This window comes from Massilia sp. Mn16-1_5 (assembly GCF_004798585.1).
Lineage (GTDB): Bacteria > Pseudomonadota > Gammaproteobacteria > Burkholderiales > Burkholderiaceae_D > Telluria.
In genome coordinates this window covers 18,285-40,426 of the sequence record NZ_PPXQ01000015.1, presented here as the reverse complement: position 1 = coordinate 40,426, position 22,142 = coordinate 18,285, and the positions used below count along the sequence as shown (strand labels likewise).

At 64.7% G+C, this 22,142-nt stretch carries 17 protein-coding genes and 1 riboswitch; of the genes, 13 read left to right on the top strand and 4 right to left on the bottom strand.

Annotated elements, in window-relative coordinates:
• Together C2862_RS18000 and C2862_RS17995 are read right to left on the bottom strand one after the other, a co-directional pair.
• Complete coding sequence (locus C2862_RS18000) at nucleotides 1–864, bottom strand: lipid A biosynthesis acyltransferase (protein ID WP_136221515.1); 864 nt, start codon at nucleotides 862–864, stop codon at nucleotides 1–3.
• Nucleotides 861–1,712 carry a lysophospholipid acyltransferase family protein gene (locus C2862_RS17995; protein WP_136221514.1) on the bottom strand — a complete coding sequence of 284 codons (852 nt, stop codon included), beginning with the start codon at nucleotides 1,710–1,712 and terminating at the stop codon, nucleotides 861–863. The genes C2862_RS18000 and C2862_RS17995 overlap by 4 nt, the downstream gene beginning before the upstream one ends.
• A 189-nt stretch (nucleotides 1,713–1,901) precedes the next feature.
• On the opposite strand from C2862_RS17995, the gene metK reads away from it, so the two are divergent.
• The 4 genes from metK to metF all read left to right on the top strand — a co-directional run bounded on the left by metK (nucleotide 1,902) and on the right by metF (nucleotide 6,042).
• A complete protein-coding gene (gene metK, locus C2862_RS17990; RefSeq protein ID WP_136221513.1) occupies nucleotides 1,902–3,068 on the top strand; it encodes a methionine adenosyltransferase in 1,167 nt (388 codons plus the stop codon).
• Between the two features lie 176 nt (nucleotides 3,069–3,244).
• A riboswitch (S-adenosyl-L-homocysteine riboswitch) is annotated at nucleotides 3,245–3,316 on the top strand.
• Between the two features lie 28 nt (nucleotides 3,317–3,344).
• Nucleotides 3,345–4,772, top strand: a complete 1,428-nt coding sequence (gene ahcY / locus C2862_RS17985) for an adenosylhomocysteinase (protein ID WP_136221512.1) — start codon at nucleotides 3,345–3,347, stop codon at nucleotides 4,770–4,772.
• A gap of 96 nt (nucleotides 4,773–4,868) precedes the next feature.
• Entirely contained in the window at nucleotides 4,869–5,222 is a 354-nt protein-coding gene (locus tag C2862_RS17980) for a phage holin family protein (protein ID WP_136221511.1), read from the top strand.
• Nucleotides 5,209–6,042 carry a methylenetetrahydrofolate reductase [NAD(P)H] gene (metF, locus tag C2862_RS17975; RefSeq protein WP_136221510.1) on the top strand — a complete coding sequence of 278 codons (834 nt, stop codon included), beginning with the start codon at nucleotides 5,209–5,211 and terminating at the stop codon, nucleotides 6,040–6,042. The genes C2862_RS17980 and metF overlap by 14 nt, the downstream gene beginning before the upstream one ends.
• Before the next feature lie 69 nt (nucleotides 6,043–6,111).
• Here the strand turns inward: metF and C2862_RS17970 are convergent, their stop codons facing one another.
• The gene (locus C2862_RS17970; RefSeq protein ID WP_136221509.1) at nucleotides 6,112–6,699 is read right to left on the bottom strand and encodes a 5-formyltetrahydrofolate cyclo-ligase; all 588 of its coding nucleotides are present in this window, start codon (nucleotides 6,697–6,699) and stop codon (nucleotides 6,112–6,114) included.
• A gap of 221 nt (nucleotides 6,700–6,920) precedes the next feature.
• Between C2862_RS17970 and C2862_RS17965 the strand changes: the two genes are divergently transcribed.
• The 6 genes from C2862_RS17965 (at nucleotide 6,921) to C2862_RS17940 (ending at nucleotide 14,227) form a co-directional block, all read left to right on the top strand.
• Nucleotides 6,921–8,927, top strand: coding sequence for a transglycosylase SLT domain-containing protein (locus tag C2862_RS17965; RefSeq protein ID WP_373888264.1), 2,007 nt, complete (start codon nucleotides 6,921–6,923; stop codon nucleotides 8,925–8,927).
• A 25-nt stretch (nucleotides 8,928–8,952) separates the two neighbouring features.
• Nucleotides 8,953–9,915: a complex I NDUFA9 subunit family protein gene (locus tag C2862_RS17960; RefSeq protein ID WP_136221507.1), complete on the top strand. Its 963-nt coding sequence runs from the start codon at nucleotides 8,953–8,955 to the stop codon at nucleotides 9,913–9,915.
• A gap of 29 nt (nucleotides 9,916–9,944) precedes the next feature.
• Nucleotides 9,945–10,664, top strand: coding sequence for a glutathione S-transferase family protein (locus C2862_RS17955; protein ID WP_136221506.1), 720 nt, complete (start codon nucleotides 9,945–9,947; stop codon nucleotides 10,662–10,664).
• Between the two features lie 2 nt (nucleotides 10,665–10,666).
• Entirely contained in the window at nucleotides 10,667–11,830 is a 1,164-nt protein-coding gene (locus C2862_RS17950; protein ID WP_136221617.1) for a multifunctional CCA addition/repair protein, read from the top strand.
• A gap of 90 nt (nucleotides 11,831–11,920) precedes the next feature.
• Nucleotides 11,921–13,489 (top strand): DAHL domain-containing protein, encoded by a 1,569-nt coding sequence (locus C2862_RS17945; RefSeq protein WP_229467497.1) that lies wholly within the window; start codon nucleotides 11,921–11,923, stop codon nucleotides 13,487–13,489.
• A 78-nt stretch (nucleotides 13,490–13,567) separates the two neighbouring features.
• Nucleotides 13,568–14,227, top strand: a complete 660-nt coding sequence (locus tag C2862_RS17940; protein WP_136221505.1) for a GNAT family N-acetyltransferase — start codon at nucleotides 13,568–13,570, stop codon at nucleotides 14,225–14,227.
• A gap of 3 nt (nucleotides 14,228–14,230) precedes the next feature.
• On the opposite strand, the gene C2862_RS17935 is transcribed toward C2862_RS17940, so the two are convergent.
• Nucleotides 14,231–14,743, bottom strand: a complete 513-nt coding sequence (locus C2862_RS17935) for an Lrp/AsnC family transcriptional regulator (protein ID WP_056342738.1) — start codon at nucleotides 14,741–14,743, stop codon at nucleotides 14,231–14,233.
• Nucleotides 14,744–14,925: 182 nt separating this feature from the next.
• Between C2862_RS17935 and C2862_RS17930 the strand changes: the two genes are divergently transcribed.
• The 3 genes from C2862_RS17930 to C2862_RS17920 all read left to right on the top strand — a co-directional run bounded on the left by C2862_RS17930 (nucleotide 14,926) and on the right by C2862_RS17920 (nucleotide 22,122).
• Nucleotides 14,926–18,486, top strand: a complete 3,561-nt coding sequence (locus tag C2862_RS17930; RefSeq protein ID WP_136221504.1) for an indolepyruvate ferredoxin oxidoreductase family protein — start codon at nucleotides 14,926–14,928, stop codon at nucleotides 18,484–18,486.
• 172 nt (nucleotides 18,487–18,658) lie between these two features.
• On the top strand, nucleotides 18,659–20,227 hold the full coding sequence (locus C2862_RS17925) for a S41 family peptidase (protein ID WP_229467496.1): 1,569 nt from the start codon (nucleotides 18,659–18,661) through the stop codon (nucleotides 20,225–20,227).
• 131 nt (nucleotides 20,228–20,358) lie between these two features.
• The gene (locus tag C2862_RS17920) at nucleotides 20,359–22,122 is read left to right on the top strand and encodes a M14 family metallopeptidase (RefSeq protein WP_136221503.1); all 1,764 of its coding nucleotides are present in this window, start codon (nucleotides 20,359–20,361) and stop codon (nucleotides 22,120–22,122) included.
• Nucleotides 22,123–22,142 lie beyond the last annotated feature (20 nt).

Here is a 22,142-nt window from a genome sequence, read left to right as displayed (position 1 = left end):
TCAATCGTATAGCGAAGGCTCGCCCGCAGGACGGGTTTTAAAACGTTTATGGGTCCAGAAATATTCGGCCGGCGTTTCGCGCACCCGGTCTTCGATAAAAGCGTTCATGCGCCGCGTCGCGGCAATCATGTCGTCGCCCGGATAATTTTCCCATGGCGGATAGAAGCGCACACGCCAGCCCTGATAGTTCGGTAAGTAAGTGGCCACTACCGGAATTACCTTGGCGCCGGTGGTGCCGGCAATCCGGCCCAGCGCCGTCAGCGTCGCCGCCGGGACGCCGAAGAAGGGGACGAACTCGGCATCCTTCTCGCCGAAATCCATGTCCGGCAACATGAAGTAAGGCAAGCCGTCGCGCAGGGCGCGCAGGATCGGCTTGATGCCCTCTTTGCGCGTCACGAGGCGCACCGGACCGTAGCGTTCGCGGCCGTGGCGCAGCAGCTTGTCGAAGGCGGCATTCTTTTGCGGCACGTACATGCTGCAGACGGGAATCACGCGCGAGGCGACGCCCGCCACGTCGAGGCAGACGAAATGCGGGCACAGCAGGATGGTCGGCCCGGCTTCCATCGCCGCCTGCGGCACCGCGCCGTCGACGTGAATCAGGCTGCGCACCCGTGCTTCGGGTGCCCACCACAGGATCGAACGCTCGAAAATGCTGCGCGAGTAGGCCTTGAAATGCTGGCGCGCGAGTGCGCGACGCTCTGCTTCCGACAGTTCCGGCATGCACAGGCGCAGGTTGGTCAGGGTGATGTGACGGCGCTTGCCGAGTACCAGGAACAGCAGGCTACCCACCGCTTCGCCGAAACGGCCGAGGACGGGCAGTGGCAGCCAGTGGAGCAGCCACAGGAAGGCGATCAGGATCCTCATGCCACGGCCTCGGCCTGTGGCGCCGCCACTCCTTCGGGTTGTTTATAGCGGTTGTAGCTCCAGAAATACTGGGCCGGGCAACGCGCGATCAGGGCTTCCATCGCGCGGTTGATGCTGGCGGCCTGCTCGGCCGGCGTGCCCGACAAATCTCCGTCGAAGGGGACGAAGCGCACGACATAACCGCGGCCCTTCGGCAGGCGTTCGGCGTAGACCAGCAGGATGTCGGCCTTGCCCAGTTGCGCCAGCTTCGCAGGCAGCGTCATCGTATAGGCGCTGCGTCCAAAAAAGGGCGCCCAGACGCCTTCGCCTTCCTGCGGTACCTGGTCCGGCAGCAAGCCAATCGGCTGGCCGCCTTTTAGTGTTTTTGCGAGGATGCGCACGCCGGACAGGTTGGCCGGCGCCAGGTGCAGGTTGTGGCGCGCGCGGGCGCCTTCGACCAGCGGCTTCAACGCGCTTTTGCGCGGCGGACGGTACATGACCGTGAGCGCCGTATGCAGCGCGATTTGCTGCGCCGTCATCTCGAAGCAGCCCAGGTGTGGCGTCAGGAACACAATGCCGCGGCCGGCGTCGAGCACGCGCTGCACCATGTCCCAGTTCTCGACCGTGGCATAACGATTAACACGCTCCGGCTTGCCGCACCAGACGAAGGCAAGTTCGACGATGGCTTTACCGGCCTCGGCGACGGCGGCGCGACGCTGGGCGCTATAGCCGGCCTGGGCCAGATTGGCGTCGAGACGGCGGCGATAAGAGGGGGATAACAGGTATACCAGCCACCCCAGCGCCGCGCCCAGGGCGTGGAGCATGCGTAGTGGAAATACGGACAAGACTCTGAATAAAATAACTAGCATGCGATTGATCGGCGTCGAGGAACAAAGCAGGCCCCTCCGCCAAAAATTTCTTAAAGGAGCGTAAAATACCACTTTACGCAGGATCCGCCGAGTTAATAGACAACTTGCGAAGCGGAATATAAATGTCGCTAAAGCGTCGCAGGCACGGGTTGCTGCGGCAGTTTTTTGAACACAGTAACTGGAGCCTTCATGTCCAACGATTATCTCTTTACTTCCGAATCCGTCTCGGAAGGCCACCCCGACAAAGTCGCCGACCAGATCTCGGATGCGATTCTCGACGCCATCCTCGAGCAGGATCCGCGCGCGCGCGTCGCTGCCGAAACGCTGTGCAACACCGGTCTGGTGGTGCTCGCCGGCGAGATCACGACCCACGCCAACGTGGATTATATCGGCGTTGCGCGTAACACCATCAAGCGCATCGGCTACGACAACACCGATTTCGGCATCGACTACAAAGGCTGCGCCGTCATGGTCTGCTACGACAAGCAGTCGCCTGACATCGCCCAGGGCGTCGACGAAGGCGCCGGCCTCGACCTCGACCAGGGTGCGGGCGACCAGGGCCTGATGTTCGGTTATGCCTGCGACGAGACCGCCGAATTGATGCCGGCTGCCATCCACTACGCGCACCGCCTGGTCGAGCGCCAGTCGCAACTGCGCAAGGACGGCCGCCTGCCATGGCTGCGTCCGGATGCGAAGAGCCAGGTCACCCTGCGCTACGTCGACGGCCGTCCAGTCTCGGTCGACACCGTCGTGCTCTCGACCCAGCACCACCCGGACGTGTCGCACTCGCAGATCGAAGAAGCGGTGATCGAGGAAATCATCAAGCCGATCCTGCCGCGCGAATGGCTGCAGGACACCAAATACCTGGTGAACCCGACCGGCCGCTTCGTCATCGGCGGTCCGCAGGGCGACTGCGGCCTGACCGGCCGCAAGATCATCGTCGACACCTACGGCGGCGCAGCCCCGCACGGCGGCGGCGCGTTCTCGGGCAAGGATCCCTCCAAAGTCGACCGCTCGGCCGCCTACGCCGCACGCTACGTCGCGAAGAACATCGTCGCCGCGGGTCTCGCACGCCAGTGCCAGGTCCAGGTCAGCTACGCCATCGGCGTTGCCCGTCCGATCAACATCACGGTCTACACCGAAGGTACCGGCGTCATCTCCGACGAGAAGATCGCCAAGCTGGTGATGGAACATTTTGATCTGCGCCCGAAAGGCATCGTGCAGATGCTCGACCTGCTGCGTCCGATCTACGCGAAGTCGGCCGCCTACGGCCACTTCGGCCGCGAAGAGCCGGAGTTCACATGGGAGCGTACCGACAAGGCGGCGCTGCTGCGCGCGGAAGCCGGCCTGTCGTAATCTAGGGTGGGCTCCGCCCACGCGGTATCGTACGCATGCCCACCCGCAGCAGCAAAAGAAGGCATTCCATCGGAATGCCTTTTTTATTGATCACGTCGAGTTGTTGCAACCGCACAAATCCCTCCTAGCATGACCTCCGTCTGAGACGGCGCCGTCGCAGACGTGCTAAACTCCCTCGTTCCGAGGAGCGTTGCGACGAAAAGAATCCTTTTCGCCAGGCTCGGATATCAACACTGCGCTCACGTTACTTTTTTCTTAACTTGAAAGGAGGGCGTGATGAGCGCCGTACTGAAACCTACCCAAGACTTCCACATCGCCGACATCTCCCTGGCCGCCTGGGGCGAGAAAGAGATCCGCATCGCCGAAACCGAGATGCCGGGCCTGATGGCGATCCGCGAGGAATACGCCGCAGCGCAGCCGCTCAAGGGCGCGCGCATCACCGGTTCCCTGCACATGACCATCCAGACCGCCGTGCTGATCCGCACGCTGGAAGCCCTCGGCGCGCAAGTGCGCTGGGCCTCGTGCAACATCTATTCGACCCAGGACCACGCTGCCGCCGCGATCGCCTCGGTCGGCACGCCGGTGTTCGCCGTCAAGGGCGAGACCCTCGACGAATACTGGGAATACACCCACCGCATCTTCGAATGGCCGAACGATGCCGCCGGCAATGCCGTGTACTCGAACATGATCCTCGACGACGGCGGCGACGCGACCCTGCTGCTGCACCTGGGCGCACGCGCCGAGACCGACCTTTCCGTGCTCGACAAGCCGGGTTCGGAAGAAGAAATCTGCCTGTTCAATTCGATCAAGGGCCGCCTGGCACGTGATCCGCACTGGTACTCGAAGCGCCTGCCGGAAATCCTGGGCGTGACCGAAGAGACCACCACCGGCGTACACCGCCTGTACCAGATGCACCAGGAAGGCAAACTCGCTTTCCCGGCCATCAACGTCAACGATTCGGTGACGAAGTCGAAGTTCGACAACCTGTATGGCTGCCGTGAATCGCTGGTCGACGGCATCAAGCGCGCGACCGACGTCATGATCGCCGGTAAGATCGCCGTCATTGCCGGTTACGGCGACGTGGGCAAAGGTTCGGCCCAGGCCATGCGCGCCCTGTCGGCGCAAGTCTGGGTCACCGAGATCGACCCGATTTGCGCACTGCAGGCAGCCATGGAAGGCTACCGCGTCGTGACCATGGATTACGCGGCCGAACACGGCGACATCTTCGTCACCTGCACCGGCAACTACCACATCCTGACCGAACAGCACATGCTGGCCATGAAGGACCAGGCGATCGTCTGCAACATCGGTCACTTCGACAACGAGATCGATGTCGCCTCGCTGAAGAAATATCAGTGGGAAAACATCAAGCCGCAGGTCGACCACGTCATCTTCCCGGATGGCAAGCGCATCATCCTGCTGGCCGAAGGCCGTTTGGTGAACCTGGGCTGCGGCACCGGTCACCCGTCGTACGTGATGAGCTCGTCGTTCGCGAACCAGACCATCGCCCAGATCGAACTGTTCGCCAACACCGACAAGTACCCGGTCGGCGTCTACACGCTGCCGAAGCACTTGGACGAGAAGGTCGCGCGCCTGCAGCTCAAAAAGTTGAATGCCCAGCTGACCGAACTGACCGACGAGCAAGCTGCCTACATCTCGGTCAAGAAGGAAGGTCCATACAAGCCGGACCACTACCGTTATTAATCAATAACGCTGTCGTTTACCAAACGGCCGAGGCAACCTGCGGACGCGGCGCGTCCGCAGGTCCCATAACAAGAAAACGCTCTACGAAAGCTGAACATGCGCCTGCTCCTGACCTGGCTGATCAATGCTGCCGCGTTGATGGCCTTGCCTTACCTCATGCATTCCGTGTCCGTCAGCAATGTCGGCACCGCCCTGATCGCCGCCCTCGTGCTGGGCCTGGTCAATACGCTGATCCGGCCCGTGCTGGTATTGTTGACCTTGCCTGTCACGCTGCTGTCGATGGGGCTGTTTATCCTCGTCATCAATGCCATCCTGTTCTGGCTGGTGTCGCATTGGGTCGAAGGATTCGAGGTGGCGGGCTTCTGGTCGGCCTTCCTGGCGGCGATCCTGTACAGCGTGATTTCGTGGGCGCTTTCTACCTTGCTCCTGAATAAAGATGGAAACCCATAATTTCAGCATCGAGTTTTTCCCGCCCAAGACGCCTGAAGGCGCGGAAAAACTGCGCGTCACCCGCCGCAAGCTGGCTGAACTGAATCCGAAGTATTTTTCGGTCACCTTCGGCGCCGGCGGTTCCACCCAGCAGGGTACGCTCGACACCGTGCTCGACATCATGGCGGACGGCCACCTGGCCGCGCCCCACCTGTCCTGCATCGGCGCCACCCGCGAATCGATCCGCGCCATCCTCAAGCAGTTCCAGGAAAAGGGCATCCGCCGCCTGGTGGCCCTGCGCGGCGACTTGCCCAGCGGTTACGGCGGTGCCGGCGAACTGCGCTATGCGAACGAGCTCGTCGAGTTTATTCGCGCCGAGACGGGCGACTGGTTCCATATCGAAGTGGCGGCGTATCCGGAAGTGCATCCGCAAGCCCGTTCGCCGCAAGACGACCTGCTCAACTTCGAGCGCAAGATCAAGGCCGGCGCGAACTCCGCGATTACCCAGTATTTCTACAATGCCGACGCCTACTTCCAGTTCGTCGACAATGCGCAAAAACTGGGCCTTGATGTACCGGTCGTGGCCGGCATCATGCCGATCACGAACTACACGCAGCTTATGCGCTTTTCCGAGATGTGCGGCGCCGAGATCCCGCGCTGGGTACGTTTAAAACTGGCCAGCTTCGGCGACGACAGCGCGTCGATCAAGGCCTTCGGGCTCGACGTGGTGACTGGCCTGTGCGAGCGCCTGCTGGCAGGTGGCGCGCCCGGCTTGCACTTCTATAGCATGAACCAGGCTGTGGCGACCACGGCCATCTGGCAGCGGCTGGTGGCGAAGTAAGCCAGTCCGCCCCAGAAAAAATCCCGGCAGCGCGTAAGCGCTTGCCGGGATTTTTTATGGGCGAGGCTGCTACTCGACCGCCGTCTCTTCCGTCACGATCAGATCGAGCGGCACGTCGTGCACGTCGCTTGCAAAGTCGGCGGCCTGGCAGGCGTAGGCGATGCCGAGGGTGGCCGGGCGGGTGCCGGGAGCCAGGGTGCGGTCATAAAAGCCGCCGCCATAGCCGAGCCGGTAGCCGTGTTCATTGAAGCCGAGGCAAGGTATCAACAGGGCCGGCGGGCGCTCGACCGTGCGCAACGCATCCGGGACCGCAATGCCCATGGGGTCGACGCTCATCGCTTCGCCCGGCGTCCAGGCGGCAAAGGCAAGTGGGGCATGGCGCTGCACCACTACCGGCAGGGCCAGGGCCGCGCCTTCTTGCGCCAACTGGGCGTAGGCCTCCGACAGATCCGGTTCGCCAGCCAAAGGCCAGTACACGGCCAGCAGGGGCGGGCGGGTACGCCGCCACCAGGCCAGCACCTGGTCTCCGATGCGGCGGTCGCGCGCGCGTTTGCCCTCGTCGTCGAGGCCGGCGCGTGCGGCTTTCAGCCGGCGCCGCAGCGCTGCCTTGGCCGCTTTTGCTTCCTCGGCCGCATCGCCGGATAAGCGCTCATTCATCGTCGTTTGTTGTTTTGGCGCATCTTTTTGTACAGGTGCCGGCGCGGCCGTACGGACCGTCGCCGCGTCCGTTTTTTCACTCGCGACAGGAGGCGCGGAAGGGGAAAAATGGCCCGGTTCCAGCCCCGTCACGCTAGGCTCCGGTTCTGGTCGTGCCATGGATGCGCATGGTATTCTTGATTTGCCGGTCATGGTTCGATGAAGGGTTGTCATTCGTGTTTTTGCTTCCGAAGAATTTCTTAGCCGGCGCTGTCCTTGCCGTTGCCAGTACCGCCGTGCTGGCCGAGGCGCCTGAGGCGAATTCGCCCCCGGTGCCGCCGGTGCCGGGCGCCGCCACCGTTCCCGCAGCTCCCGGGGCTGCCCCTGCCAACGAAGCCTCGCGCGCCGAGGACGATACCTTCCTGCTGTTGCGCGAAGCGGCGCGCCAGAACGACAGCGCCCGCGCCAACGCGTTGGCCTCGCGCCTGCCGAACTACGTGCTGGCTTCCTATGTCGACTATTATCGTCTGAAACCGCGCCTGCGCGAGGCGAGCGCGGATGAAATCCGCGCCGTCCTGCAGCGCCACCAGGGCACGGCCGTGGCCGATCGCCTGCGGACCGACTGGCTGCTCGAGCTCGGCCGCGCGCGCGACTGGAACAATTTTGACCAGGAACTGGCGCAAGCCACGCGCAGCGACGACCTGCAGGTGCGCTGCTACGCGCTGCTGGCACGCGCCGCGCATGGCGAGCGCATCGTGCATGAAGCACGCGGCCTGCTGGTCAATCCGCCGGCCTATGGCGAAGGCTGCGCCGCCCTGATGGCGCAACTGGCGCAGACCGGCCAGCTGAGCCAGGACGAGTTACTGGCGCAATTGCGCCTGGCGGGCGAGATGGGCGCGACGGGGCCCTCGCGCCGCATCGCCCTGCTGCTGGGCGCATCGGATACCCGTGCGGCGCAAGCGGTCGACGTGCCGGCCGTGGCGATGGCGCGCGGCATCGGCACCACCCGCGCCGAACGCGAGATCTACCTGGTGGCGCTGGGCCGCATGGCGCGTACCAGCCTGAAACTTGCCACCGTCGCACTGGATAAAAACAGCAGTAAACTGAATGCCGACGAACGCGCGATCGGCTGGGCGAACGTAGCCCTGGCCGCCTCGATCGTGCTGGCGCCGGAAGCCTATGAATACTGGCGCCGCGCCGAAGGTGCGCCCTTGTCTAATTTCCAGCGCGAATGGAAAGCCCGCATCGCCCTGCGCCGCGGCGACTGGAAGCAGGTAGCCGCCACCATCGATGCCATGCCTTCTCCGCTGCGCGACGAATCGGGCTGGGTGTATTGGCTCGGCCGTGCTTATGCCCAACAGGGGCGGCGCGAGGATGCCGAAGCCCTGTACCGCCGGATCGCAACGCCGAACAATTTCTATGGCCAGCTTGCGCTCGAAGAGCTGGGCGAGCTGGTGACGACGCCGCCGAGCGCAGCGCCAGTGACGCCGCTGGAGGTCAACCAGGTGGCCCAGCTGCCGGCCGTGCGCCAGGCGATGAAATTCTACGAATTGCGCCTGCGTCCCGAGGGCAACCGCGAATGGAACTGGGCGACGCGCGCGATGAGCGAGCGCCAATTGCTGGCCGCGGCCGAGTACGCGCGCCGCAACGATTTATTGGACCGCATGGTCGAGACCTCGCTGCGCACCCGTACCGAACTCGACTTCAACCAGCGCTTCCCGGCCCCGCACAACGACATCCTGCAGCCGACGGCGAAGAACCTGTCGCTCGACAGCGCCTGGGTGTATGGCCTGATCCGCCAGGAATCGCGCTTCGTCAGCGAAGCCCGTTCCGGCGTCGGCGCCTCCGGCCTGATGCAGGTGATGCCGGCCACCGGCAAGTGGGTGGCGGCGAAGATCGGCCTGACCGACTTCGTGCACAGCATGCTGTCCGATGTGCGCACCAACATCACGCTGGGCGCCAACTACATGAATATGGTGCTCGAAAACAATGGCGGCTCGCAGGTGCTGGCCACCGCCGCCTACAACGCCGGCCCGGCCCGCTCGCGTACCTGGCGCGGCCTGCTGGAGGCGCCGATGGAAGGGGCAGTATTTGTCGAGACGATTCCCTTCTCCGAGACCCGAACCTATGTACGCAATGTGATGTCGAACGCTACCAACTACGCGGCCCTGTTCGAGAAGCGCCCGCAGTCGCTGAAGGCGCGCCTCGGCACCATCACTCCCCGCACCGGCGGAGCCGGCCTCCCGTAGAGCGAACAACTGACAAGAGGACCCCATGCGCGACCCGAATGTGGTGGTATTTGGCGGTTCCGGCTTCATCGGCAGTCATCTGCTCGCGCTGCTGGCGCAGGAAAGCATCCCGGCGCTGGTGCCCACGCGCCACTTCGAACGCGCGCGCCACCTGACGACCTTGCCCGGGGTCGACGTGGTGGAAGCGAACATCCACGACGACGCCACCCTGCGCCGCCTGCTGGAAGGGCGCACGGCCGCCATCAACCTGGTCGGCATCCTGCATGCCAGCCGAGTTCACCCCTACGGTCCCGAATTCCGGCGCGCCCACGTCGACCTGCCGCGCCGCATCGTCGAGGCCTGCGCGGTGAGCAAGGTGCCGCGCTACCTGCACATGAGCGCGCTCGGTGCGAACGTCAACGGGCCCTCGATGTACACCCGATCGAAGGCCGATGGCGAACTGGCCGCGCGCAGCCGTTCGGAGGTGGCCGCGACCATCTTCCGTCCTTCGGTCGTGTTTGGTCCCGGGGACCATTTGCTGACCATGTTTGCCAGGCTCCAGCGCCGCTTCCCGGTCATCCCGCTGGCCTGCGCCTCGACCGCCTACCAGCCCGTCTACGTGGGCGACGTCGCCACCGCCTTCCTGCATGCACTGGGCGATGCGCATGCCTCGCACCACGTCTACCAGCTGGGCGGACCGAACATCTATACCCTGGCCGAGCTGGTGCGCCTGGCGGGCCGCTATGCCGGCTGCGAGCGGCCGATCGTCGAATTGCCCTTGTCTCTGGCGCGGTTGCAGGCGCGGGTCTTCGAGCTGCTGCCGGGCGAACCCCTGCTCACGCGCGACAACATCGACACCATGAGCGTCGACAACGTGCTCGATCCGGCAATCGGGGACTTGACAGCGGCGGCGCTCGGAATCAAGCTCACCCCGCTCGAAGCGGTCGCGCCGCACTACCTGGCGCCGAACGAGCCGCTCGATCGCCTGCGCACCCGCGCCGGACGCTAACGCCGCATCTCCACTTAACCAGGACCGCCATGCAGACCACGGAACTCGATCCGACCCTCTCGAATACGCTCGACAATGCGCGCAAGCCCGGCCTGACGCTTGTCATCGGCAACAAGAACATTTCGTCCTGGTCGATGCGGCCCTGGGTGGCCGCAAGCGCGTTCAACATTCCGTTCACCGAAGTGCGCCTGCTGCTCGACCAGCCCGACACCGCCGCAAAAATCGCCTCGTATTCGCACGCCGGCCGCGTGCCCGTGCTGCTGGCGGGCGAGATGACGATCTGGGACAGCCTCGCGATCTGCGAATACCTGGCCGAGCAGTTCCCCGACAAGCACCTGTGGCCGCAGGACGTGGCCGCGCGCGCCATGGCCCGTTCCATCGTGTGCGAGATGCATTCGGGCTTTGCCGCCCTGCGCAACGACATGTCGATGAACATCCAGGCCAGGCTGCCGGGCCGCGGCCGCACGCCGGGCGCCCAGGCCGACATCGGCCGTATCTGCGAGATCTGGGAAGACTGTCTGGCGCGCTTTGGCCACCGCGGCTTCCTGTTCGGCGAATTCTCGCTAGCCGACGCCTTCTATGCACCGGTCGTGATGCGCTTCAGAACCTACGGAGTGGCGCTGGCGCCGGCCCTGCAGGCCTATTGCGACCGCATGCTGGCCCATCCGGCCATCGCGCGCTGGGTCAACGAGGCGATGGCGGAGACCGATCCGACCCCGCTGCATGACGCGGACCTGCCGCGCGCATGACGATGCAGATCTATGTCGTCGGCGGCGCCGTGCGCGACGAATTGCTTGGCCTGCCCGTGCAGGACCGCGACCACGTCGTCGTCGGCGCCACCCCGGACGCGATGCTGGCGGCGGGCTTCCGCCCGGTCGGCAAGGATTTTCCCGTGTTCCTGCATCCGCAGACGCAGGAGGAATATGCGCTGGCCCGTACCGAACGCAAGACGGCGCGCGGCTACCACGGCTTCGTCTTCCACACCTCACCCGACGTTACGCTGGAAGAAGACCTGATCCGGCGCGATCTCACCATCAACGCCATGGCGCGCGCCGAGGACGGCAGCATTGTCGATCCCTACGGCGGCCGGCGCGACCTGGACGCGCGGATTTTCCGCCACGTCTCCGAAGCCTTCGCGGAAGACCCCGTACGCATCCTGCGCCTGGCCCGCTTTGCCGCGCGCTTTCCGGAATTCAGGGTGGCCGCCGAGACCCTGGCCCTGATGAAGAAGATGGTGGAGGAGGGCGAGGTCGATGCCCTCGTGTCCGAACGCGTCTGGCAGGAAGTCGCGCGCGGCCTGATGGAAAATACGCCTTCGCGCATGTTCACCGTGCTGCGCGACTGCGGCGCGCTGGCGCGCATCATGCCCGAGCTCGACGCTGCTTGGGAAACGGACAAGGGTGTCCACATCGCGCGCGTGATCGACACCGCCGCGCAGCACGACCACACGCTGGCGGTGCGCTTTGCCGTGCTCGTGCAAGGGCTGGGTGGAGGCGTGAACGACATCGGCACCCTCTGCAAGCGCCTGAAAGTACCGAACGATTGCCGCGACCTCGCCGTGATGGCTGCGCGCGAGCAAGACCACATGCGGCGTGCCTGCACGCTGTCCGCAGACGCGATTGTCGGTCTGTTCGAACGCTGTGACGGCTTTCGCAAACCGGAGCGTTTCGCCGACATGCTGCTGGCCGGGGAATGCAATGCCGGCGCAGGCGCCTATCCGCAGCGCCCCTACCTGCTCGGCGCCCTGGCCGCAGCGCGCGCCGTGAATGCCGGCGAAGTGGCGGCCGGCTGCGGCGACAACAAGGCGCGCATCCCCGAAGCGGTCCACCGCGCCCGCGTGACGGCGGTGACGCAGTGGATCGGCAGCGCCGAGGGCGGCCGGTCGTGCCTGGAAAATGCCACCGGACCCGGCTGAGCAGCTGTATTTTCATTGAATTGTTACAAGAAGTACCACGTGCGAGCTAATGCATGACAGGTTTGCTATGCTCGTCGCATTATGAGCAGATTGTTACAACAGACGGACCGGGTCTTCGCAGTCATGATGGGGCGCCTGGAGGCGATGGGTCCGCGCCAGCGCATGCGCTACGGTGTGTTGGCGTCCCTGGCGCTGGTCGCCTTGCTCGCCTTTCTCTACACCCGCACCACGGGTGTGGACGTCGATACCCAGAACCGGGTGATGTTCGACCTGCACGAACTGCAGCAGCTCGACGCCGCCTGGGACACGAATCTGCTGCGCGCCCACATCGGCAGCAATGTCGCCGATGCCCAGCTGGCCGCGCCGGTGCCGCAGATCGAGGAATTGACGGCGCGCCTGGGCGAGGCGCTGCCCCTGACGCATGGGCGCGGCGCCCGCCAGGCCCATGCCGCGCTGGATAAAGCCTTGCGCACCAAGGTCGCCCTGGTGACGCAATTTCGCACCCTGAACCCGCCGCTGCGCGCGGCCCTGCTGTCGCTGCCGCCGGCGCTGGCCGACCTCAAGACCGAACTCGGCGGCATCGAAGGCGCGCTGGCGCCGGGCCGCCTGGTGGTGCGGCTCGACTTGCTGCTGAACGATCTGCTGGCCGACACGCTGCGCTATAACCTCGTGCCCACGCCCGCGCTGGCGCACCGCATCGAAGCGAACCTGTCGCAGATCGAAGCGCAAAAGGAACGCTTTTCGCTCGCCGTGAACGAGCAGATCGACGCCCTGGCGCGCGATGCCCGCATCATCCTCGCCAACCGTCCGCGCGAAAACGAGCTCGAAACGCAGATCGCGGCCCTCGACACGGGAGAAGCGATGGCGCGCCTGGGCCGCGAACTCGACCGTTCGTTCCAGGCCGAGGTGCTCGAGCGCCAGCGTTACCGCGGCTTCCTGTTCGCCTATTCGATCCTGCTGCTGGGTTTACTGGCCTACGCCGGCTGGCGCCTGCGCCGCAGCTACCGCATCATCAACGACGTCAACCGGCGCCTGAAGGCCGCCAACGACACCCTCGAACACCGCGTGGCCGAGCGCACCGCCGAGCTGGAAGAACAGTCGGCCAAACTGGCGCGCCTGGCCCAGCACGACAGCCTGACGGGCCTGGTCAACTACGGCCAGCTGACCCGTTTATTGGAACTGGCCCTGGTGCGCGCAGCGCGGCGCGACAGCGTGGTGGTGACCATGTTCATCGACCTCGACGGTTTTAAAGCCGTCAACGATACCTGGGGCCACGCCACCGGCGACCTGGTGCTGCAGCTGGTCGCGCGCCGCGTGCAGAAGGTGCTGCGCGCCGAGGACATCCTGGCGCGCCTGGGCGGCGACGAATTCGTCGTCATGCTGGAGGGAGTGGGCATGGCGGACGGCGCGCTGCGCGTGGCACGCCTGGTGCTCGACCAGATCGAAGGGATCGTCGAGGCCGACGGCAATCCGGTCGCGATTTCCGCCAGCATCGGCATCGCCAGCGCGCGCGGCCGTGCCGGCGCGGAATGGGGCGCTGCCGCCTTGCTGGCCGACGCCGACAAGGCGATGTACGCGGCCAAGCAGGCCGGCAAGGGCACGTTTATTATCAGTCCGAACGCGCACTGGAGCGTCGAGCAGGCGCCCGGCGTGCCATGACTGTCGCGCGCGGCAGTATGGACGGCATTCCGCTAGAATAGCGGGATGGTGCAGTGCACAAAAACGGACAATCCCCCGATGCGTGACAATTCGATCAAGAACTGGTTTGCCAGCCTGGCCGGCACCAGCGCGCATCCCGCGGTGCTGGTCAAGGTGCTGGGCAAGCGCGACCGCCGACGCATGCTGAAGCATTTCCTGGCACTGGACGATGCCGACCGCCTGCTGCGCTTCGGTACCGTGCTGCCGGACGAGCAGGTCCACGCCTATGTGAACAAGATCGATTTCAAGCGCGACATCGTGTTCGGCGTCGTCAGCCGCGGTTTTCAATTGGTCGGCGTCGGCCATCTGGCGTTTGCTCCGCCCGAGCCCGGCCGCGCCGCCAACACCGACAAGCTGCGCGTGGCGGAATTCGGCGTCTCGGTCTCGAAGTCGGCGCGCGGGCAGGGTGTCGGCTCGCGCCTGTTCGAACGTGCCGCCATCCACTGCCGCAACAACGACATCGATACGCTCTACATGCAGTGCCTGTCCAGCAACCGCACGATGATGCACATCGCGAAAAAGGCGGGGATGGAGATCAAGCGGGAATACGGCGAAGCGGATGCTTATTTACACCTGCCGCCGCCCAGCCCAGGCAGCGTGATGCGCGAGGCGCTGGAAGAGCAGTTCGCGGTGATCGATTACACGGTCAAGGCCAACGCCCGCGCGGCGATGAAATGGTTCATGCCGCGCAAAAAATAGCGTTCAGCGTCCCGCATCCCCGATCGGCAGCGCCGTCGTCTCCTTGATCCTCTGCAGCGCAAAACTCGACTTCACATCCAGCACCGACGGATGACGCAACAAGGTCGCCATCATGAAGCGCGAAAAGTGGTCCATGTCTTCCACGTGCACGCGCAATAGAAAATCCATCTCGCCCGTCATCGCATAGCAGGCCACCACTTCCGGCCAGGCCGCCACCGCCTGCGCGAACTCGAAGCGGGGAGAGGTCGCCGGCACACGCGAATTGGCCGGGCCCTCGCTGTGCTTTTCCAGGCGCACATTCACATAGGCCAGCAAGCCGAGGCCGATCTTGTCCGGGTCGACCAGCGCCACGTACTGGCGGATCACCCCCGCCTCTTCGAGGCGCTTGATGCGCCGCAGGCAGGGAGACGGCGACAGGTTGACGCGTTCGGCCACGTCCTGGTTCGACAGGCGGCCATCGGCCTGGAGGATCTCGAGGATCTTGCGGTCGGTCTTGTCCAATTCGATCTTTGACATAAAGTTCCCTTCTACTCAGCACAGCCGCAATTTTATTGCGCAATGGACGCGGCGGGGGGAATTGATTGGTATTTAATGCCGGGGACAGAAGACTATACTGACGCCCATTACGGAGGAGACATCTCCGTCGCGGCGCCAACAATAACAACAAGGGCGCCGCACCCACCCTACGGAGACACCCAATGAACGCACCCCTGGACCGTTCCCAGCTTCAGCCATCGGAGCCGAACCACGAGATCACGCTCGACGACAAGTGGACGCTCGAGCGCGGCCGCGCCTTCATGACCGGCACGCAAGCCCTGATCCGCCTGCCGATGCTGCAGCGCGAGCGCGACCTGAAAGCGGGCCTGAACACCGCCGGCTACATCACCGGCTACCGCGGCTCCCCGGTCACCGCCGTCGACCAGACCGCGATGAAGGCGAAGAAGCACCTGGACGCCCACCACGTCAAATTCCATCCGGGCATGAACGAAGACCTGGCGGCGACCGCGGTCTGGGGCACCCAGCAAACCAACCTGTATAAAGACGCGAATTACGACGGCGTCTTCGCCATGTGGTACGGCAAGGGCCCGGGCGTGGACCGCTGCGGCGACGTGTTTAAACACGGTAACAATGCCGGCTCCGCCAAGCACGGCGGCGTGCTGGTGCTGGCGGGCGACGACCATGCCGCCAAATCGTCTTCGACGGCGCACCAGTCGGATCACATTCTCACCGCCTGCGGCATTCCGGTACTGTATCCGTCCTCGGTGCAGGAATACATCGACTACGGCCTGCACGCCTGGGCCATGAGCCGCTACACGGGCCTGTGGGTGTCGATGAAGTGCGTCACCGACGTGATCGAATCGGGCGCTGTGGTCGACCTCGACCCGGACCGCGTTCAGACCGTCATCCCGACCGACTTCGAAGTGCCGGAGGGTGGCCTGAACATCCGCTGGCCGGACGCCGTGCTGGACCAGGAAGTCCGCATGAACAACCACAAGTGGTACGCGGCCCTGGCCTACGCCCGTGCCAATAAACTGAACCAGATCATCTGGGACAGCCCGCAGCCGAAAATCGGCATCATCACCGCCGGCAAAAGTTATGTCGACACGCGCCAGGCGCTGGCCGACCTCGGCATCGACGAGCAGGCAGCCGCCGACATCGGTATCCGCCTGTATAAAATCGGCATGACCTGGCCGCTCGAGTCGGAAGGCGTGCACGAATTCGCGCGCGGCCTCGACGAGATCCTGGTGGTCGAAGAAAAGCGGCAAGTGATGGAATACGCGCTCAAGGAAGCGCTGTACAACCTGCCGGACAGCGAGCGTCCGCGCGTGGTCGGCAAATTCGACGACACCGGCGAGTGGAGCAACAAGGACCGCAAGGGCCACGGCGACTGGCTGCTGCCGGCGACCTATGAACTCAATCCGGCACAGATCGCGCGCGCTATCGCCTCGCGCATCTCGCACTACTGCGCCGGCCATCCGGTCGAGCAACGCGTCAAGGAACGAATCGCCTTCCTGGAAGCGAAGGAACTGGTGCTGAAGGCGATTCCAGCCAAAGCCAATCCGGAAACCGACCGCATCCCGTACTTCTGCTCGGGCTGCCCGCACAACAGCTCCACGAAAGTGCCGCAAGGCTCGCGCGCCATGGCCGGCATCGGCTGCCACTACATGGTGCTGTGGATGGACCGCGAGACCTCCACCTTCACCCACATGGGCGCCGAGGGCACGACCTGGATCGGCCAATCGCCGTTCACCAGCGAAAAGCACGTGTTCGTGAACCTGGGCGACGGCACCTATTTCCACTCGGGCATCCTGGCGATCCGCGCGGCGGTGGCGGCCAAGGTGAACATCACCTACAAGATTCTTTATAACGACGCGGTCGCGATGACCGGCGGCCAGAACGTCGACGGCCCGCTCGATCCGGGCATGATCACGCGCCAGATCGCGGCCGAAGGCGTCAAGCCGATCATCGTCGTCACCGACGAACCGGAAAAATACCCGAGCGACTACGCCTGGGCGGCAGGCGTCACCGTGCGCCACCGTTCCGAACTGATGGACGTGCAAAAGGAACTGCGCGAGATGCCGGGCGTGTCGGCCGTGATCTACGACCAGACCTGCGCCTCGGAGAAGCGCCGCCGCCGCAAGAAGGGCGAGTTCCCCGACCCTGCGAAACGCGCCGTCATCAACGAAGCCGTCTGCGAAGGCTGCGGCGACTGCTCGGTGCAGTCGAACTGCCTGTCGGTCGAGCCGCTGGAAACGGAACTGGGCCGCAAGCGCCAGATCAACCAGTCCTCCTGCAACAAGGATTTTAGTTGCGTCTCCGGTTTCTGCCCGTCCTTCGTGACGGTCGAGGGTGGCGGCCTGAAAAAGCCGAAGAAGGCTGCCGTCGGCACCGATAACGCACTCCCGGTCCTGCCTGCTCCAAGCATCCCGGCGATCGACAACCCGTTCGGCATCCTGGTCGCCGGCGTCGGCGGCACCGGCGTCGTCACCGTCGGCCAGATCCTGGCGATGGCGGCCCACGTCGAGGGTAAAGGAGCCATCGTGCTCGACCAGAGCGGCCTGGCCCAGAAGGGCGGTCCCGTGATGTCGCACGTGCGCCTCGCGCAGCATCAAGCCGACCTGCACTCGACCCGCGTCGGCACCGGCAGCGCCGACCTGGTCATCGGCTGCGACCAGATCGTCAGCGCCAGCCGCGACGCCCTGAGCCGCATGGGCGAAGGCCGCACCTGGGCCGCCGTGAATGCGACCGGCGCCACCACCGCCGCCTTCGTGAAAAACCCGGACTGGCAATTCCCGGCCGAAGGTTCGCGCGGCGCCATCCTGCAGGCCTGCGGTGCGAACAACGTCGATTTCGTCGACGCCGGCCAGATGGCGACCGCCCTGATGGGCGACGCCATCGCGACCAACATGTTCATGCTCGGCTACGCCTTCCAGAAGGGCCACGTGCCGCTGCTGGAAAGCTCGCTGATGAAGGCGATCGAACTGAACGGCGTCTCGGTGCCCTTCAACAAAGCCGCCTTCAACTGGGGCCGTACGGCCGCGCACGACCTGGCGTCCGTCAAAAAGCTGACCACGCCGGCCAAGGTCGTGGAATTCAAGCGCACCCAGACCCTGGACGAACTGGTGAACCGCCGCGTCGAACTGCTGACGGCGTACCAGAACGCCGCTTACGCCGCGCAATATAAAACCTTCGTGGACCAGGTGCGTGCCGAGGAAGCGAAGCTGGGTAAAGGCACCCGCCTGACCGAAGCCGTGGCCCGCTACTTCTACAAGCTGATGGCCTATAAGGACGAGTACGAAGTGGCGCGCCTGCACACCGACCCGGCCTTCAAGGAAAAGATCGCGGGCATGTTCGAAGGCGACATCAAGCTGAAATTCCACCTGGCGCCGCCACTGCTGGCCAAGCACGACAAGGAAGGCCGCGCGCTGAAGAAGGAATACGGTCCCTGGATGATGAGCGCCTTCGGCGTGCTGGCGAAATTCAAAGGCTTGCGCGGCACCCCGTTCGACGTGTTCGGTTACACGGCCGAGCGCAAGACGGAACGCGCCCTGATCGGCCAGTACCGCGACACCGTGTCGGCGCTGCTGCCGAAGCTCTCGAGCGAGAACCTGGCGCAAGCCGTCGCGATCGCCAGCATCCCGGAAGACATCCGCGGCTATGGCCACGTGAAGGAACGCCACCTTGCCTCGGCCAAGGCCAAGGAAGCCCAGCTGTTGTCGGCGTTCCACAATCCGGCAGGCGCCACGCGCGCAGCCTGATCGTCAGCAAACACTGTTGTAGCGCCAGGACTGGTTTGCGCCGGTCCTGGCGTTTTTGCTTTACGGAATCAAAAAATGCTCCATAAAATGGACGATTGCAAGCGTGCGGCCTTCCCGGATCGGCACGCTTGTCCTAAGCTTTCCTGACGAACTCGCCTGCCGGACACTGCTCATGACATCGCCAACTTCATCCACCGGTCGCCTGACCGCCACGCTGCGCCTGCTCAGCGCCTGCTGCGCTGCCGCCCTGATGCTTGCCGCCTGCGGCGGTGGCGGCGGCAATCCCGGTACGCTCAGCAATCCGCCATCGAGCACCACGCCGAATACGGGCACAAACGCCGGCACCGGCAACACCGCGGCCGATCCCGACCTCGCCACCCTGGGCGACGCCTTCGACAAGTACTGGAACCTGTGCGCCAAGCCACGCACCGGCATCGACCCTTATACCGGCAAGCCGTATCCGGACAAGCAGGGTACGCTGCGCGACGAGTTGACCTTCCTGCGCGCCTGGTCGAACCAGTACTACCTCTGGTACAACGAAGTCCCGACCAACTTCCGGATGGCCGATTTTACGAATCCGGTCGACTACTTCGAGCGCCTGATGTCGCCGCGCGACAAGGACATGTACCACTTCACCTATCCGTCGGCAGAGTGGGACAAGCTGACCAATTCCGGCATCGAACTGGGTTACGGCCTGACCTGGAGCAGCGGCAGCGCGACCGCGCCGCGCACCTGGCGCGTCGCCATCGTCGAACCGGGTTCGCCGGCAGCCGCCGCCGGCCTGCGCCGCGGCGACCAGCTGATCACGATCGACGGTGTCGACTTCGTCAACGGCAGCGACACCGCCACGGTCGAGAAGATCAATGCCGCCCTGTTCCCGGCGACGCCCGGCGCATCGCACAGCTTCACCGTGCGGCGCGGTGGCGAGACGGTCGCGGTAACGATGCAGGCGCAGGAAGTGACGGCGCTGTCGGTGAAGAACACCAAGGTGATCGACACCCCGACCGGCAAGGTCGGCTACCTCAGCTTCGAGAATCATAACGCCGTGGCCGAGCGCCAGCTGATCGATTCCATCACGACCCTGAAAGCGGCCGGCGTCAGCGACCTGGTGGTGGACCTGCGTTATAACGGCGGCGGCCTGCTGCACGTGGCGAGCGAACTGGCGTACATGATCGCCGGACCGGCCACCCAGGGCCAGGTGTTCGAGCGCCTGCAGTACAACGACAAGATCGAAGCGGCGCAAACGCCGCAGATCATCCGCTTCAGCGACAAGGCCGCCGGTTTTTCGGTCGCGGAGGGTACGACCCTGCCGACCCTGGGCCTGAACCGCGTCACCATCCTGACCACCTCGGGCACCTGCTCGGCCAGCGAAGCGCTGATCAACGGCCTGCGCGGGGTGAACGTGGAGGTGAACGTGATCGGCGCCACCACCTGCGGCAAGCCCTATGGTTTCACGCCGGTGCCGAACTGCGGCACGACCTACTTCTCGGTCGAGTTCAAGGGCGTGAACGCGAAGGGTTTCGGCGACTTCGCCGACGGCTTCGCGCCGACCTGCAGCGTGGCCGACGACCTGAGTCACGAACTGGGCGACACCAGCGAAGGCCTGCTGGCGGGCGCGCTCAGCTACCGCGCTACCGGCGTCTGCCCGGCCCGCACCTCGGCACAGGCGATGGCGATCGCGGTGCCGGCCCAGGTACGGCCGCGCGCGTCGCAGATCGCGATCCATTACCGGACAAGGTAAAGCGCTTATTGCCAGCCACGCCAACAGCGGCGCCACCTGCGGGTGGCGCTTTTTTTTCGCCTGTCGCCGGGGGCAAACCCGACTATAATTTTCCGCTTTGCTTCTCTTATAAACCTGCCGGAGCTTCACCGATGATTCGTTCTGCGTTACTGCTTGCACTGCTGGCCGCCGCCCCCCTGACCCATGCCGCCGCTCCCGACCTGACGACCGTCTCCGAGCGCTCCGGTTTCCAGGCCACGGGCCGCTACGACGAAGTGGTCAAGCTGTGCGCAGCGTTTGCGAAAGCCTATCCGAAGGAAGTCAAATGCGTGGAATTCGGCCGCACACCGGAAGACCGTCCGATGCTGGCGCTGATCGCCACCCGCACCGGCGCTTTTACTGCGCAGGCGGCTTCGAAGAAAGGCTTGCCGGTCACCCTGATCCAGGGCGGCATCCACGCCGGCGAGATCGACGGCAAGGACGCCGGCTTCCTAGCCCTGCGCGAAGTGCTGGAAAACCGCCTGGCCAAGGGTGCGCTGGACAAGCAGGTGCTGGTCTTTGTGCCCGTGTTCAACGTCGACGGCCACGAGCGCTTCCAGCAGTGGAACCGTCCGAACCAGCGCGGTCCGGTCGAAATGGGCTGGCGCACCACCGCCCAGAACTTCAATTTGAACCGCGACTACGTCAAAGCCGACGCGCCCGAGATGCAGGCCATGCTGGCGCTGGTGAACGCCTGGGATCCGCTGACCTATGTCGACCTGCACGTGACCGACGGTGCGAAGTTCCAGCACGACGTCTCGATCCAGGTCGAACCGGTCAACTCGGCCGATCCGGAATTACGCAAGGCGGGCCTGGCGCTGCGCGACAAGGTGATCGCCGACATCACGAAGCAGGGCTCGACGCCGCAGTCCTACTACATGTCCTTCGCCAAGACCGACGATCCGCAATCGGGTTTTGTCGACGCCGTCTCCGATCCGCGCTTCTCGACCGGCTACTTCCCGCTGCGTAACCGCATGGCGATGCTGGTCGAAACCCACTCGTGGAAGGATTACCCGACCCGCGTGCGCATCACCCACAACAGCGTGATCTCGGTGCTGGAACAGGTCGCGAAGAACGGCAAGCAGTGGCAGGTGGCCGCCGCGGCGGCAGACGCCCGCGCCGCGCGCCTGGCCGGCACGCCGGTGGCGCTGACCTACAAGACCACGGACAAGACGAAGATGGTCGACTTCAACGGCTACGAATACACGCGTACCCCATCGGACGTCTCGGGCATCCTGATGACGCGCTACGACGAAAGCCGCCCGCAGGTCTGGCGCGTGCCGCTGCGCGAAGAGATCGTGGCCGACCTGGAAGTGGCCGCGCCGCGCGCCGGCTACATCGTCCCAGCCGCGCACGCCGCCATGGTGGCCGCGAAGCTGAAACAGCACGCCATCGAATTCCGCAAGCTGGACAAGGCACTCGACCGTGTCGATACCGAGACCTTCCGCGCCGACAAGGCGACGTTTGGTACGAAATCCTTCGAGTCGCACCAGCGCCTGACGGTGGAGGGCAGCTGGAAGCTTGAGCCGCGCAGCGTCGGCAAAGGCGCGCTGTTCGTGCCGATCGCGCAGCCGAAGGCGAGACTGGTGATGGCGATGCTGGAACCGCAGGCGCCGGACTCGCTGCTGGCCTGGGGCATGTTCAACAATGCCTTCGAACCGAAGGAATACATGGAAGAGTATGTCGCCGAAGAAGTCGCGCGCGAGCAGATGGCCGCCGATCCTGCCGTCGCCGCCGAATTCAAGCGCCGCGTCGAGAGCGATCCGGCGTTTGCGAAAAGCGCCCATGCGCGCCTCGAGTTCTTCGCGCGCCGCCATGCGTCGTGGGACGAGCGTTTGAATTTGTATCCGGTGATGCGTACGAACGTTGCGCCGTAAGCCCGCAATACGTACGCCGC